The 14778-nt window shown below is 51.9% G+C and carries 10 protein-coding genes and 4 pseudogenes; 5 read left to right on the forward strand and 9 right to left on the reverse strand.

Annotated features, from left to right (window positions below):
• Nucleotides 1-382: pseudogene (locus ADJ24_RS25415) on the reverse strand (transposase); the annotation flags it as partial.
• 616 nt (nucleotides 383-998) lie between these two features.
• On the opposite strand from ADJ24_RS25415, the gene ADJ24_RS14760 reads away from it, so the two are divergent.
• Nucleotides 999-3650: an excinuclease ABC subunit UvrA gene (locus ADJ24_RS14760; RefSeq protein ID WP_012561117.1), complete on the forward strand. Its 2652-nt coding sequence runs from the start codon at nucleotides 999-1001 to the stop codon at nucleotides 3648-3650.
• Nucleotides 3651-3721: 71 nt separating this feature from the next.
• Here ADJ24_RS14760 and ADJ24_RS14765 read toward each other — a convergent pair.
• A pseudogene (locus ADJ24_RS14765) lies at nucleotides 3722-4021 on the reverse strand (IS66 family transposase); the annotation flags it as partial.
• A 569-nt stretch (nucleotides 4022-4590) separates the two neighbouring features.
• Nucleotides 4591-5724 (reverse strand): glutathione-independent formaldehyde dehydrogenase, encoded by a 1134-nt coding sequence (locus tag ADJ24_RS14770; RefSeq protein WP_022651297.1) that lies wholly within the window; start codon nucleotides 5722-5724, stop codon nucleotides 4591-4593.
• Nucleotides 5725-6155: 431 nt separating this feature from the next.
• Between ADJ24_RS14770 and ADJ24_RS24375 the strand changes: the two genes are divergently transcribed.
• The gene (locus ADJ24_RS24375) at nucleotides 6156-6482 is read left to right on the forward strand and encodes a four-helix bundle copper-binding protein (RefSeq protein ID WP_022649401.1); all 327 of its coding nucleotides are present in this window, start codon (nucleotides 6156-6158) and stop codon (nucleotides 6480-6482) included.
• Nucleotides 6483-6929: 447 nt separating this feature from the next.
• A pseudogene (locus ADJ24_RS14775) lies at nucleotides 6930-7526 on the forward strand (LysR substrate-binding domain-containing protein); the annotation flags it as partial.
• 41 nt (nucleotides 7527-7567) lie between these two features.
• Here the strand turns inward: ADJ24_RS14775 and ADJ24_RS14780 are convergent.
• From ADJ24_RS14780 to ADJ24_RS14800, 5 genes are all read right to left on the reverse strand, one after another.
• Nucleotides 7568-8227 carry an SDR family oxidoreductase gene (locus tag ADJ24_RS14780; protein WP_007897903.1) on the reverse strand — a complete coding sequence of 220 codons (660 nt, stop codon included), beginning with the start codon at nucleotides 8225-8227 and terminating at the stop codon, nucleotides 7568-7570.
• Between the two features lie 294 nt (nucleotides 8228-8521).
• Entirely contained in the window at nucleotides 8522-9358 is an 837-nt protein-coding gene (locus tag ADJ24_RS14785; RefSeq protein WP_047058590.1) for a helix-turn-helix transcriptional regulator, read from the reverse strand.
• A 75-nt stretch (nucleotides 9359-9433) separates the two neighbouring features.
• Nucleotides 9434-10285 (reverse strand): DMT family transporter, encoded by an 852-nt coding sequence (locus ADJ24_RS14790; protein WP_023279882.1) that lies wholly within the window; start codon nucleotides 10283-10285, stop codon nucleotides 9434-9436.
• Between the two features lie 106 nt (nucleotides 10286-10391).
• On the reverse strand, nucleotides 10392-11267 hold the full coding sequence (locus tag ADJ24_RS14795) for an MBL fold metallo-hydrolase (protein ID WP_017384065.1): 876 nt from the start codon (nucleotides 11265-11267) through the stop codon (nucleotides 10392-10394).
• A gap of 82 nt (nucleotides 11268-11349) precedes the next feature.
• A complete protein-coding gene (locus ADJ24_RS14800) occupies nucleotides 11350-12282 on the reverse strand; it encodes a LysR family transcriptional regulator (RefSeq protein WP_158002126.1) in 933 nt (310 codons plus the stop codon).
• 260 nt (nucleotides 12283-12542) lie between these two features.
• On the opposite strand from ADJ24_RS14800, the gene ADJ24_RS14805 reads away from it, so the two are divergent.
• Both ADJ24_RS14805 and ADJ24_RS14810 read left to right on the forward strand, forming a co-directional pair.
• Entirely contained in the window at nucleotides 12543-13667 is a 1125-nt protein-coding gene (locus tag ADJ24_RS14805; protein WP_023279877.1) for an alkene reductase, read from the forward strand.
• Between the two features lie 95 nt (nucleotides 13668-13762).
• Complete coding sequence (locus ADJ24_RS14810) at nucleotides 13763-14071, forward strand: ArsR/SmtB family transcription factor (protein ID WP_032415288.1); 309 nt, start codon at nucleotides 13763-13765, stop codon at nucleotides 14069-14071.
• A gap of 546 nt (nucleotides 14072-14617) precedes the next feature.
• On the opposite strand, the pseudogene ADJ24_RS25290 reads toward ADJ24_RS14810, so the two are convergent.
• A pseudogene (locus tag ADJ24_RS25290) lies at nucleotides 14618-14778 on the reverse strand (IS3 family transposase); the annotation flags it as partial.

Here is a 14778-nt window from a genome sequence, read left to right on the forward strand (position 1 = left end):
TGCAGCCACGCATAGAACCCGGCCCGGGCGACATTCAGTACCCGACACATCGTCATCACACCCCATACAGTTCGGTGCTCATTGATAAAGCGGTACTTCAGTCGGGCTCCTTTGCAAAGTACCGCGCGGCCTTTTTCAGGATATCCCGTTCTTCTTCGGTGCGTTTTAGCTGCGCCCGGAGTTTCAGGATCTCGCTTTTAGCTTCCAGTAAATCCCGGGCATGCTGCTCGCTGTTATCAGGTTTGATAGCCCGTAGCCACTTGTAGAGGCGGTGTGCAGAGACGCCCAGACGCTCAGATACTTAGGCGACGGAATAACCGCGTTCCGTTATCTGACGGACGGCTTCTTCCTTAAATTCAGGTGTAAATCGTGGTGTGCCCATACGCTCCTCCTATACTCAAACTATAGGGCAGGATCGTCTACCGGGGCGGGGTCAGTCCAGGGAGCCGTTAACGACCTGATGGCGGTTGTTCTGGAAAGCTATCTTCGGGAGGAATTCCCCGATACGGGCAAACGAAATGAGTCGCAGAAGAGGTCAATCGACGACACCATTTCGATAGTCCGCTCCTATCTCCGTTAACTCTGCCAGGCAGATGTCTGATGGGGTCTAAAACTGTAATGAAAGGAAATGACATATGAAATCACGTGCATTATTCATCTGTATTTTTTAATTGGTACCCGAAACCGCCTGAGTGTCGCCATCAGCTGGGTCTGGAACCACAGCGTCGCGTACCGGGGAGCCCGCATTATCACGGGAGCCAAATCTCCGGTCCCGGGTACGCCGCCAGCCAGTTCTCATACAGAAGGCGGATCCGCAGGGTACCGCTGAAACTTCAGCGGTGTCCCACATGGTACCACCGGGCCCAGCTTCAGCAATCTGTTTCCAGTCACACAAACGCTTTTTTCGACGGGCTTTCTGATCGAGCGGTCCGGCACACCAGATACCGTCACAAGAGGTGGCCTTATTAAGAGCGGACACACCTAGCACAGGAAATTCTATGGCAAAGAAACTTTTCGGTTATCATCCCATCCTGACTGACGACAACAATTCAGTTGTGATTCGCGGTGCTCGCGAGAACAACCTTAAAGAGGTGGATGTTTCCATTCCGCGCAACGCATTGGTTGTTTTTTCGGGTGTGTCAGGCTCGGGTAAGTCTTCACTGGCCTTTGGCACCATTTATGCTGAGGCGCAACGGCGCTACTTTGAATCGGTTGCCCCCTACGCTCGTCGCCTCATTGATCAGGTCGGGGTTCCGGATGTGGATGCCATTGACGGACTGCCGCCAGCCGTTGCGCTTCAGCAACAACGCGGTGCCAGTAACGCGCGCTCCTCTGTCGGCAGCGTGACCACCTTATCCAGTCTGGTGCGAATGATGTACTCACGGGCGGGCGCTTATCCTGCCGGACAACCGATGCTGTATGCCGAGGATTTTTCTCCCAACACGCCGCAGGGGGCATGCCCTTCTTGCCATGGTCTGGGCCATATCTATGAGGTAACTGAAACACTGATGGTGCCCGATCCCTCACTTAGTATCCGTGAAAAGGCTATTGCTTCCTGGCCCCCGGCCTGGCACGGACAGAATCTGCGGGATATTCTGGTGACGCTGGGGTATGACATCGACACTCCCTGGAAAAATCTGCCAGCGGAAGACCGTCAGTGGATCCTTTTTACCGAAGACACCCCCACTGTACCGGTTTTCCCGGGACTGAGTCCGGAAGATACGCGCGAAGCCGTCAGGAAAAAAATGACGCCGGGTTATATGGGGACCTTCACCGGGGCACGTCGTTATGTGCTACATACCTTCGCCAGCACGCAAAGCGCGTTGATGAGAAAACGAGTCTCCCGTTTTATGGAAGGCAAGCTGTGTCCGGTCTGTCACGGGAAAAGACTGAAGTCAGAATCATTGTCCGTCACCTTTGCCGGTGTGGACATTGGTGAATTTATGCAGATGCCCTTAGACCAGCTGGCGGAATTGCTCCTTCCAATCTCCCGGGGGGATTTCAGTGCCCACCACGCCGGCGCAGATGCCGACAGGGATATCACCCGTCGGGATCTGACAGAGCGTGCTGCATCCGGAAAAGCGGTCCATTCCGATAACGCCGATGTCTGCCGGACATCGGCGTTATCGGAAGAGAAACGACTGGCGGCACAACGGCTGACCGGTGGTGTCATGGCCCGGTTGTATCAGTTGCAGAAGCTGGGGCTGGGTTATCTTACGCTGGACAGAGCAACCCCAACTCTATCTGCAGGAGAGCTTCAGCGACTGCGTCTTGCCACGCAACTCAGTTCGATGCTGTTTGGTGTGGTCTATGTTCTTGATGAACCGTCTGCGGGTCTGCACCCCTCAGACAGTAAAGCGCTTTACGATGCGCTTGAGAACCTTCGTGATGCCGGCAACTCGGTGTTTGTCGTTGAACATGATCTTAACCTGATGCGACGGGCGCAATGGCTTGTTGATGTGGGACCGTCGGCTGGTGAACAGGGAGGACATGTTCTCTACAGTGGTATTCCTGAAGATCTGAAAGCCGTCACCCAATCTCGTACCGCGCGTTATTTATTTGATGAAGTCCGGCCACCACAATCTTTTGCCCGTATCCCATCCGGGTGGCTGAAACTGCAGGGGATCCATCGCCACAATCTTAAGTGGATCGATGTTGATATTCCTCTGGGTGTGCTGACAGCCGTGACGGGAGTCTCTGGCTCCGGTAAATCCAGTCTGATTGCCCAGGCCTTACCGGAACTGGTGCTTTCTTCACTTGGCGGTGAGCCAGAAGACGTGCTTTCCGAAGCCAGCGACGCTGAGGGGCCATCCGTAACGGAGAAAACGTACGGTACCCTGACCGGTGATACCGGACTGGTAAAGCGTCTGGTTCAGGTTGACCAGAAACCGATAGGCAGGACCCCCCGTTCAAACCTGGCGACATATACCGGGTTGTTTGATCCTGTTCGTAAGCTCTTTGCCGGAACGACTGACGCCAAACTCCATCATTACGATGCGGGTCAATTCTCTTTCAATGTGGCAAAAGGCCGCTGTGCAACCTGTGAAGGTGAAGGATTCGTCAGCGTGGAGCTGTTGTTTATGCCGAGCGTGTATGCACCGTGCCCGACCTGCCATGGCGCGCGGTATAACCGGGATACTCTCAGGATCTGCTGGCAGGACAAAAATATCGCGGAGGTCCTGCATATGACGGTGGATGAAGCCAGTCAGTTCTTTGCGACTGAAGAACCAGTGGCTCGTCCCCTCCGTCTGCTGAGTGAAATTGGTCTGGGCTACCTGCGTCTGGGACAACCAGCAACCGAGTTATCCGGAGGGGAGGCGCAAAGGATCAAGCTGGCAACCGAACTACAACGTAGCCAACGTGGCCACACGTTGTATATCCTAGATGAACCGACAACCGGCCTGCATGCTTCAGACGCCGACCGCCTCCTTGTGCAGCTGCAGCGGCTTGTTGATGCAGAAAATACGGTGATAATGATTGAACACGATATGCGGGCGGTTACTCAGGCAGACCAGGTTATCGACATCGGTCCTGGAGCGGGACATGAGGGAGGACGCCTGGTTGCCGCAGGAACTCCCGAACAGGTATCGCAGGTCAAAGAAAGCCGTACCGCACAGTATATTGCCAGGGAACTCTCACGGAACGGTTAAAAAGGGCTGTGTCGTCATTGCGTCAATGGCGGCACATTCCCGGCGTGTTCTGTATCAGTAATCTCCCGCAGGTATAATTTCAGCGCATCCCACTGGTTCAGCGCGTACGCGAACGCCTTCGACAGCTCCGAGTGCCGTGACAGCGTTTTCTGCTTTTCACGCAGCCAGCCCTCCAGCGCGGTCAGCAGCGGTACCGCTTTTTCCTGCCGAATGGCCAGCCGTTCCGCCGCGCTTTTGCCCCGGATGCCCGCCTCGATGCCATACAGCTCGCCGATACGGCACAGCGCTTCGGTCGTGGTGTCAGAGGGCGTCCGCACGTGCACGTCCGCCTGCAACACCCCGCTGAACCCCGCAAGATGCGACTGCGGATGTGTAACGCTGGCGTGATAGAAATTTTAAGTCAGTCATCAGGTGTCCACCTAATTAGGGGTCAGTTTGGATATCGAAAATTATTGTACGTCAAGGTTATTTTTTGACCTCTCTACTTTAGCGGGCCTCAGCCGACGAAACTTATCGGAAGCCGGTACCGGCCAGTCTGACTGAAGATGGAAGCAAAATTAATGCTGTGGGCTACCATACCTTCTTTAACAGGTGATTTGTGAACTGCAACTTCTCGGAACGGGAGTTTGCGCAAGGACCGGAAGTCCGCTTTTCGCTCATAGCGGACCGTTCCTGCGCACATGTCTGCTATGTGGTAGAGGCAGACAATACTTACAGCACAGGGCGTTAATAAATACGGAACAGATCAACCGCAGATGCCTCCTCCTGAATGTATTAATTTTGCTATCTCGTCGGCAAAATCAGGGAACAAGTCTGGATATGGAAGCGCCTGGCAGCTGAAAGTATGAATAATAACGCCCTGACAGGATATTTTATTGCACCCTGTCAAAAGTCATACATTCTTTCCCGGTTTTTGCTTTCTCATACCGGATAACTCTATTTAAGGCTTAAGGATAACCTTCGTCCATCCTTCATCCCGCTCATCGAAGTGCTTATATCCGGCAGGAGCCTCTTCAAGCGAAAGACGATGAGAAATTATTTTGCCCGGACTGGCTTTATCGTGATGGATGAGGCGAGACAGCTGACGGTTATAGGCCTTAACGTTCGCCTGGCCGGTACGGATTGCCTGTCCTTTAAACCAGAAACTCCCAAAATCAAATGGCATCTTACCCTCTCTGGCAAGCTCCGATTCAGCCCCCGGATCCTGAGGAATAAAGACGCCAACCACACCAATTCCCCCGGTTGCTTTCGTCGACGCAACAAGACTGTTCATGGTAACAGAGTTATCTTCATGGCCATGTTTGTTACAGCACTGATAGCCAACACATTCGCAGCCACAATCCGTACCGCGTCCATCCGTCAGGTCGAGAATTTTTTGTACAGCTTCATCGCCAGTAGCATTGATGCCCGTCGCCCCCATTTTTTCAGCCAGAGCCAACCGGTCTGTGTGCGTATCAACCACAAACACCTGTGAAGCACCTTTAATGATCGCCGAATGAGCTGCCATCAAACCGACCGGCCCCGCGCCATAAATGGCCACGCTTTCACCAGGCTTCAATCCGGCAAGTTCTGTTGCATGCCAGCCGGTAGGAAAAATGTCAGAGAGCATCACATAATCATCTTCTTTTTCTGCCGCATCAGGGGGAAGAACAAGGCAGTTAAAGTCGGCAAATGGCACCCGAAGCAGTTCCGCCTGACCTCCCTCCCAGGGACCCATTTCAGCAAAACCATAAGCTGCGCCTGCCGTACCCGGATTGGTAGTGAGACAAAAGCCGGTCAGACCTTTTTCACAGTTTTCGCAAAAACCACATCCCACGTTAAACGGCAGACAAACATAGTCGCCCACCTTAATACGTTCAACGCCTGAGCCAATTTCGACCACTTCACCCAGGTTTTCGTGACCCAGAATCCGTCCCTGTTCAAAGCTGGTCCGGCCCTCATACATGTGCAAGTCCGACCCACAAATGTTGGTGGTGGTGATGCGGACGAGTACATCCGTGGGGCGGACAATTTTCGCATCCGGTACGTCTTTTACTTTTACATCATAAGGACCGTTGTAAATTACTGCTTTCATGATCTTCTCCTTCTTGCGTGCGGAAAGGAAATGCTGCCCCGCGGATTGGGGTATCAATCGAGTTTAGCTGCCATAACAGATCTCGCGATCGGCGAAAGGACGATTAGGATGTTTCTTAACTAAGTGCATTGAAGTCTGTAAGACAGGTACTTACCGATGAAGGCTGCCTGGAAAACGTAAAAACATCACACGTTAATCCGGTTTTTTTAAGCAGGCAAGGGATTACGGACAGCTTTGAGCGAGAAGCGGATAAAGTAAATCTATCTCATTTCTGCATTGTGCCAGAAGTAGACATAGGTGAATTAGGTAACCCTAGAGATGCACTTTGAATCAATGATATGAAATGCTGAAAAGGTAATTAACTAATTCAAAATTTGAATAATCAGTTATCTCTTCCATGCTTAATACGTAACCTTAGCTAAGGAGAAATTATGTTAGACGAATACAAAAAATGCATCGAAGCCTGTTATCTATGTGCAACGGCATGTGATAACTGTGCGGCTTCGTGTCTCGACGAAGAGAATCTGGAGATGATGCGCGAGTGCATAAAACTGGATATGCAGTGTGCAAATATCTGCCGTCTTGCAGCTCAATTCATGACACTAAATAGCGGGTCTGCCCAGGATCTTTGCCGTCTTTGCGCTGATGTTTGTCAGAAGTGCGGTGACGAGTGTGGAAAGCATGAACATGACCATTGTCAGGATTGCTCAAGCGCTTGTCATCACTGCGCCGAACAATGCAGAAAGATGGCCGCCTGAGAAAAACTCAAATTACCAAACCCGCTTCGGCGGGGTTTTATATTCCCGGTAATAAGTCGTAGAAGGATGAGATAGATGAGTTTAAGAGTACGGGCGGGAAATAGATCTACTCGAAAGTACTAGCCTCAATGACAAATTCTGGCACAGATTATTTGATTGGCTCAATGTCCGTTTTCGCTGACAGCGGACTGCACCCCGCCGGGGTGACCGCTTCGTGCCAGAATTGGACGTTTCCAAAATCTGCATGCACTAATCGGTGGAGAGCAGATCTCACTGCATAGCCATGCAGACGCGCAGAAATCATCAGGGGCGTTTGAAAGGTGCCGGAAACAGGCGGGAGGCCGCAGAAACGTGCTGAGGGCGCCTGCGGCGGTGCGCCCAAGGGTTGTTATGTTTAATATGGCAGAACTTTCCTGTCGCTATCATTTTGACGCCCGCTATTCGCTCATAGATATGCCTGTCGCGTTTGCGGCTTTACTTGTTATACCCAACCTGCCTGATTTTTATCGCCAGCATCCCGGAATTGAAATTATCCTGAGCAGCTCAGACCGCCGACGGAATATGCTGCATGATGGCCTGGACTGCATACTGAGGGTGGGGGAGCTGGACGATGGCGACTATATCGCAAAGGAGGTGGGAACCGTTAAAATGACGACCTGCGCCAGTCCTGCGTATCTTGATCAACACGGCACCCCGGAAACAATGGACGAGTTGCAGCAGCATCAGGCCGTCAACTGGATTAACAGCAGCAACAGACAAGTTATGCCCTGGACATTCGGGACGTCAGAGGGCTCCACCGAAATTGAACTTCCAGGCAGGCTTGTCGTGGATAACTCAGAAGCCTACATTGCAGCAGGCCTGGCGGGGCTGGGAATACTACAGGGCATGAATATTTTTTTGCAGCCTTATCTCGATCGCGGGCTGTTGGTAGAGGTTCTGCCAGATAATACGTCCCCGAATCGCAAACTGTAACTTCTGTATCCGCACCGCCATCTCTCCCGAAAAGTACGGGCGTTTACCGACTGGCTGGAAAGTTTATTGTAAACGCCTGGGGGCCTGCAGCCTGCTGGTACGTGCGCTGCCTTTTATCGGCCCGCCAGCTTCTGTATGGCTTCACGGACAGGAGCATCGCCAGACGTCAGCTCAATGATGACGCGGCTGACGGCAGGTTGCTCAATGAGTTCAGCCAGCGTAGCCGCCACGTCATCACGGGGCACGTTACCATACGGGATGGCCAGGCCGGCACGTACATAACCCGTACCAGTCTTATCCTGCAGCGCGCCGGGGCGCAGGATCACCCAGTCAAGCTCGCTTTGTGCTAGTTCCACATCGGCCATTTTTTTAACACGCATATAATTTTCGAATGATTCAGAAGTGGTTTCTCCCCGTGCGGACTCCGGGAATGCAGAAACGAGCAGAAAGCGAGACACACCGGCACTGAGGGCGGCAGCTACCGACTTTTTCAGCCCTTCGCCGTCGACCGCATTGGTCATCTCCTGTCCCCCCTTACCGCCGGCACCGGCAGTAAACACCACTGTATCACTACCTGCAAAGTGCATCGCCAGCGCAGCTGCATCCAGCTCTGTCAGGCTCCCACTGACGGGCTCAGCACCCAGCTCGCCTAGCAATGCCTGCTGCTCTGGCTTACGGTAGAGGGCACGAACAGCATGCCCCCTACCTGAAAGGATCCTGCACAGACGCTGGCCGATTTTGCCTGCACCACCGATAATGAAAACATGAACCACAGTTGTCTCCTTCTGGGGTTATGATGTGTCCGAAATTATAACCTGACATCAGGTCAGTTCCTTTGAGCCTGACCGATTGCACTGCATGCTGCTGCCAGCACCAGACAGCTGGTCAGATACTCAGTTGTTCTTATAGCTGAGAACAACAGCCGTACCGATTTAGCTCTCCCGTCACGATGAGAACTCCTGAACCGGTTACACGCAATGCCGGCCAATATCTTCCGTTATATTCGAAAGATCCACGCAAGTTACTGAAGTGCGAGGGACGCAATGTGTACCTTGAACGAACTGAAGTCAGCGGAACCCTGAAGGTTCGATTCCATAGCGTTCAGAAAACTGCCTGCTGAAGCTCGATAGTGAATTGTAACCCACCCGCCCCGCGACCGTTTTTACCGGCAGCGTCGATGTCATCAGCAGGCGGAGAGCCTCCGCGATACGTGCATCGGCGATAACTGAGCGTAAGCTGGTTGACTCACTGGCCAGGTGGCGCCGAAGCGTGGGGCCACTGAGTCCCGTCAGATCTTCAATTTCAGCAGCACTCCAGGGATGAGCCGGTTTGTCCGCTACCATCTGACGGATTTTCATGGCCAGACTTGGCTGCCGGGCTCGCAGCAAAGCATGGTATCCCATGCCATAAAGCCAGAGCACCACTTCAACCATGGCGTGCAGGGAAAGCGGACGCTTCCCTTCCCGCATTGCGGCTGTCCAGCGGTTAAGGGGTGAAAGAAGAGCTGATACGGAAATGGCTGCGATGCTGCCGGTGTCCTGTGGTGGTGGTGCGGCAAGTAACAGCCTGGCTGCTTCAAGCTGTTCCTCCGCGAGCACCACGCTCAGGGCAACAAACTCACCACTTTGTTCTGAAGGGGCATATTCTATATCGATGCTACGGGCATTCGGGACGACCATAATCTCGCCCGGGATCACCCGGTGCCATTTCTCATTTTCACGATACCGGAATTCTCCTTCCAGCGGGAAGGAAAGGGTCGCACCTTCCACCTCGAACTTCTTTACCTGATGCGTCTGTTCTGCGCGAAGGCAATCGCAGGGAAGTGGAAAACGGGAGCGTGCCAGGGTAAGAAGCTCAGCGAGGAGATCATCAACGGGAGAATCGGAAAAGCTGACTGTTTGCATATTCATCCGGAATTTGACTTTGACCGCTATTATACGTCGCCATATACAAAAGCATACAGCGACGCGTGCGGTTGTCTATTCCCGGATGACAAAAATCAGGCCGATTATAGTTATTGCCATACCCACAAGCATGGGCAATGTAATGGCCTCTCCAAACAGCAACCACGCTTCAGCTGCCGTGAGAATGGGAACCAGGTAAAAGTAAGTAGCGACTTTGGTTGCTTCACCGCTTCGTATCATAAAAATCAGCAACATAATCGCCAGAACCGATACGCCAATAACCAGCCAGCCCAGACCCAGCGCAAATGATAAGCTCCACTGCGTCGGAGCAGATTCGAACATCAGGCTAATTGCACCCATCGATATTGTCAAAGTGACGTACTGTAAAAACGTGTTCGCAAAGATATGTCCATCTCCCTGAGCACGGCGCTGATAAAGCGCTCCGATCGTTACGCCAAATAACCCCAGCATGACCGACCCAAAAGCCACAGGATCCAGTGCAAAACTATGCTGGCCTGGCGAGAGCACCAGGAAAACGCCCGCAAAGCCAATCGCAATACCCAGCCATTTCCGGGGATGCAGGGACTGACGGTGCATGAGTGAAACCAGTATTGCAGTCAGTACCGGCTGCAGGCCGGTGATGAGCGCCACAATGCCTGACGGCATGCCACGATGGATGGCATAAAAGCATCCGCCCAGAAAGAAGCTCTGCAGGAAAAGTCCGACAATCAGGTTGCGAACCATTCCTCTGCCGGACGGAAAACGGGCCCTGAACCCCAGTGTAAGCAGCAGAAGGACCAGACAGGAAAATGCGCCACGCAGGAATAAAAGATGAAACGGCGCGCTGTACTGCACGGTAAATTTGGCTGCGACAAACCCTGACTCCAGAGGAATACAAAAAGCCAGGGCGCAAGAGTAATGAGCCATTTTTTTGTGAGGCAGTGATATTCATAGTATTGCAGGTGGGTTCTTGTCGGGCGATATGAAAGGGGATCTTCCCGGTCACTATTGTGTGCACCGGGAAGGAAGGTGATCAGACTGCGGGTGACCACAGGTCGTAATTCAGTGCGAAGCTGTTACCTTCACGGATAACCTTACCGGTAGTAGGCAGGTTGAAGTGCATACCACTGACAGCCAGGTTATCGCTCGCTGCGCGGTCAAGCACTTTGCTACGGATGGCCGCCGCCGCCGCAGGATCGCTGTCGAACGCGATAGTAACGTCAGGCTGAGCAACCTGAATGTGCGGGAAGTGAACAATATCACCCCAGATGAGCAGCGACTCTTTTTCATCACCCAGCAGATAACCGGTATGTCCTGGTGTATGGCCGAACAGCGGTACAGTCTGAATACCTGGTAAAATCGCTTCCTCGCGGAATGGCACCAGTTTGTCGTCATAAGCGCTGAAGGCGTTCCTTGCTACTTCAAAGAACGGCTTGAATGCGTCAGGCGCGCCAGCGGAAATGGTTTCATCACGCCAGAAAGCGAGTTCTTTCTCATGCACAAACAACTGCTGAACATTGCGGAAAACGGGAGTCTGCAGGGGGCCTGCAAGCCCGCCGATATGGTCAGGATGCGCGTGAGTCAGGAGAAGGGTATCAATCTGAAGCGGGTCAATGCCTGCCGCGGCCAGGGCTACCTGAAGCCGACCGCCCCAGCCATTGATACCTCCGGCACCACTGTCAATCAGGATGGTTCGCTCAGGCGTCTGGATAACGTAGACGTTGATATTAATACGGGGTACTGCTGGCACACCGCGCTTCTGCAGTAAATCCTCGGCACGTGAGCCGTCAATACCAGACAGCAGCTCAAAAGATACGTCCAGATAGCCATCACTCAGCATGGTCACAGTCATGTCACCTACTTTTTTGCGATTGATAGCCGGGGCCTGCCAGTTCAGTTGTGAAGTCATATTGGTCTCCGTTACGATTAGAGGTCATCAGGTTTTACTTTAGCAATAGTAACGAAATTTCTGGTTCGAACTGCTCATCCTGCTACGTAAACCGCTCATTCTTAAAATCCGGAGCACAGCAGGTTATATTGCTTTTGCCTTTCTCATGTAAGGTGTCGGTATTATCTTTACCGGAGCCTGTAATGGACATTATTGGAATTATCATGTCGGCGGGAAAAGCCTCTGACCAGTCCTCAAGCACCCGACAATAGTGTCCCGCCTCAATCCCCGCCAGGGCAGAAGACTCCGGCAGGTAGGCCAGGCCGTAGCCATCTTTTACTGCCTGAAGCATTGGATAAATGCTTGAAAAAGTAAGCTGCCCGTCCACTTTTTTCACAATCTCCCCCTGCCTGACAAATTCCCAGCCATACAGCGGGCCTGTGGGTGACAGACGTATATTGATGCAGTCATGTTTTTCCAGCTGAGAGGGATGTAGCGGCAGACCTCTTTCTGCAAGATAGGTGGACGATCCAATGACGACAAACCGTATGTCCGGTGCGATTCGGACGGCCACCATATCCTTTAATATGTCATCACCAATTCGGACTCCGGCATCAAAATTGCCCTCAACAATGTCGACAAAACCGTTCTGCTGCGACATTTCCACCTTGATATCCGAATATTTTTTTAGTAACGGTGACAATCGTGGCCAGAGACATTCATGAATCATGTGATCTGATACCGTAAGTCTGACCAGCCCAGCCGGTGTATGGCGCAGTCTCTGAAGAGCTGTCACGCCCGCTTCAATGCGCGCAAGACCGGGTTCAAGCGTCAGTAATAATTGTTTACCGGCTTCGGTGACAGCCACCCGCCTGGTTGTACGCATAAGTAACGGCATGCCAACGCGCTCCTCGAGACGACGTATCGTGTGTGAAAGCGTGGATGCCGAGATCCCGAGGCGGACAGCAGCCCGTGAAAAACTGCACTCCTGTGCTACTGCCATGAATGCAACATAGTCATTAAAATCGTGACGCATACCGTTCCCGTTCAGGATCTCCGATAACATTATCAGAACCATTTAGGTTCATGATGCCGATTCTGTGAGCCATCAGGCAACCCCCCCGTTCCGCTCATCCGATCATAATTTTTATAAATCTAGATATTGGTAAATCTCAATATGTGGAATAAAGTGTCGTGGTTCTGCGGCTACATCGGCCGAACGACGACATGCCAGGTCGTAAATGCTGAGACATGGCGTTTCAGTGATATTGAAAATTCGCTATATCAGGATATGTAATGAAGACGAAAAACCTGTTCTCTCCCACCAGACTAGGTCCCTACACCCTGAAGAATCGTGTTGTACTTCCGCCTTTAACCCGCTCACGGAGCTCACAACCGGGTGATATTCCGAACGAACTGATGGCTGAATATTACGCACAGCGCAGCAGTGCCGGGTTTATGGTGACCGAAGGAACACAAATCGAACCTCGTGGGCAGGGTTATGCGTGGACCCCGGGGATCTACAGCTCACGGCAAGTGGAAGGCTGGAAGAAAGTGACGCGGGCAGTGCATGAAAAAGAAGGCATCATTTTTGCCCAGCTCTGGCATGTCGGAAGAGTATCCCATAACTCCCTGCAGCCATGTAACGCCTCGCCTGTCGCTCCGTCGGCGATACCGGCAGGGGAAAACGTTAAGGTATTCATCGAAACCGGGCCGGGAGAGGGTGCGCTGGCTACCGCTTCCTGCCCCCGCGCACTGGAAAAAGAGGAAATTAGTGAGATTGTCAGGATGTACGCCGGGGCAGCTCAGAACGCCCTTGATGCCGGTTTTGACGGTGTGGAAATTCACTGTGCAAATGGATACCTGGTTAACCAGTTCATGTCATCCCATAGCAACAAAAGAGAGGATGAATATGGTGGCTCATTACATAACCGGCTGCGGTTTCTGCGCGAAGTGACGCAGGCTGTCGCTGATGTGGTCGGTAAAGACCGTGTGGGAGTCCGTTTTGCTCCGCTCTTTCAGACCACGGATGAAGTAAGGGTCTATCTTGGCCTGGTGGAAGATGATCCCCATGAAACCTATACCGAAGCCGTTAAAATTCTTGAAGAAATCGGAATAGCCTATATTTCTCTTGCTGAAGCCGACTGGGATGATGCTCCCGAATTGCCTGAAGCATTCAGAGCTGAAGTCCGTAAGTTATTCAGCGGTGTAATTATGTATGCCGGGCGATATACGCAAGAAAAAGCCGAACGGATTATCGGTGCTGGCTGGGGAGACATTATCGGATTTGGCCGCCCGTTCATAGCTAATCCGGATTTACCGCAGCGCCTTTATCATGAATGGCCACTGAATCCGGTCGATCCAACAACCATGTATGGTGGAACGGCAAAAGGCTACACAGATTATCCCGCCTTTGGCTAACCATTCTTATGAGCATCAGCTTTTCAAAAGCTGATGCTTAACGTAGAGAAGTATCGTAACATTGCAATTCCTCAATGCGACAAGTGACAGAGTTTATGCCTGATATTGATTTGAATGACGTGATTAAGGCGCTGGGAAACCCTGTTAGAAGAAAAATTCTGCATATGCTCAAGGAACCGAAAATACACTTCCATCAGCCTTATGCTGATGCGGACGAGTTCGGTGTGTGTGTCAGTATCATTCAGGAAAAGGTCGGGCTCTCACAGTCTACCGTTTCTCTTTACCTCTCAGCTCTTCAACGGGCACAACTTGTTACTTCTCAGCGCATCGGTCCCTGGACGTACTACAAACGTGACAATGATAAAATAAGGGTTGTTCTTGAGTTGCTGAAAAATACAATCTGATACAGGACTGAGCACATTCAGTGTAACAGTACCGGGGGTTCGTACTTGCGATCCCGGCAGGCATTCCATGAAAGCGCACTAATTCCTCAATATCAGGCTGCAGACCGGTCATAAGAGGCTAATAGTTTTGCAAAATATCCACCAGTTTGGGTCAAATCACTCTGTCGGTTGGTGTGCATACTCGGTGCAAGGACCTGCAGATATTTAAGATGGCGGATAGCTTGTTACAGTGCCGCTGATGACATTCCGACCCTGTTGCCGTCCGGGTAAGATAATACCTCTGACAGCGGTCATAAAAGCCCAACATAATTGTCTTTCGAGCCATATATTAATCGCTCATCGCGCTCTCTTTTTCGAAGAGGTGTCACTTAATCATGATCGGTCAGTACAAAAAGACAGTGCTTTTCCAAATTCCGGACGGTTGTATGCGAAAACGGTGAAGCTCAACAAATGGTGTCATCGCTGTGCAATGCTCTGCGGGCTCATTCTTTCAGTTAACTGTTTGGTTACAGCTTCAATGAAGTATTTCAGTTAATTCACAGCGAGGGTTTGAGGAAACCACGCTGTGATTACCCAACGCTCATCCGGAGCATCCGGATTGAACTGTCGCTGGAGCTTGTTGGGCGACACGATACTGGCCTCGCCTTTACATGCCCTCGGGCTCCGGTATCCGACCTGAGCCTTTATCCCGACACGTTTCATCAGTC

It is taken from the genome of Enterobacter sp. 940_PEND (genome assembly GCF_001059415.1).
GTDB classification, from domain to species: Bacteria; Pseudomonadota; Gammaproteobacteria; order Enterobacterales; family Enterobacteriaceae; genus Enterobacter; species Enterobacter cloacae_M.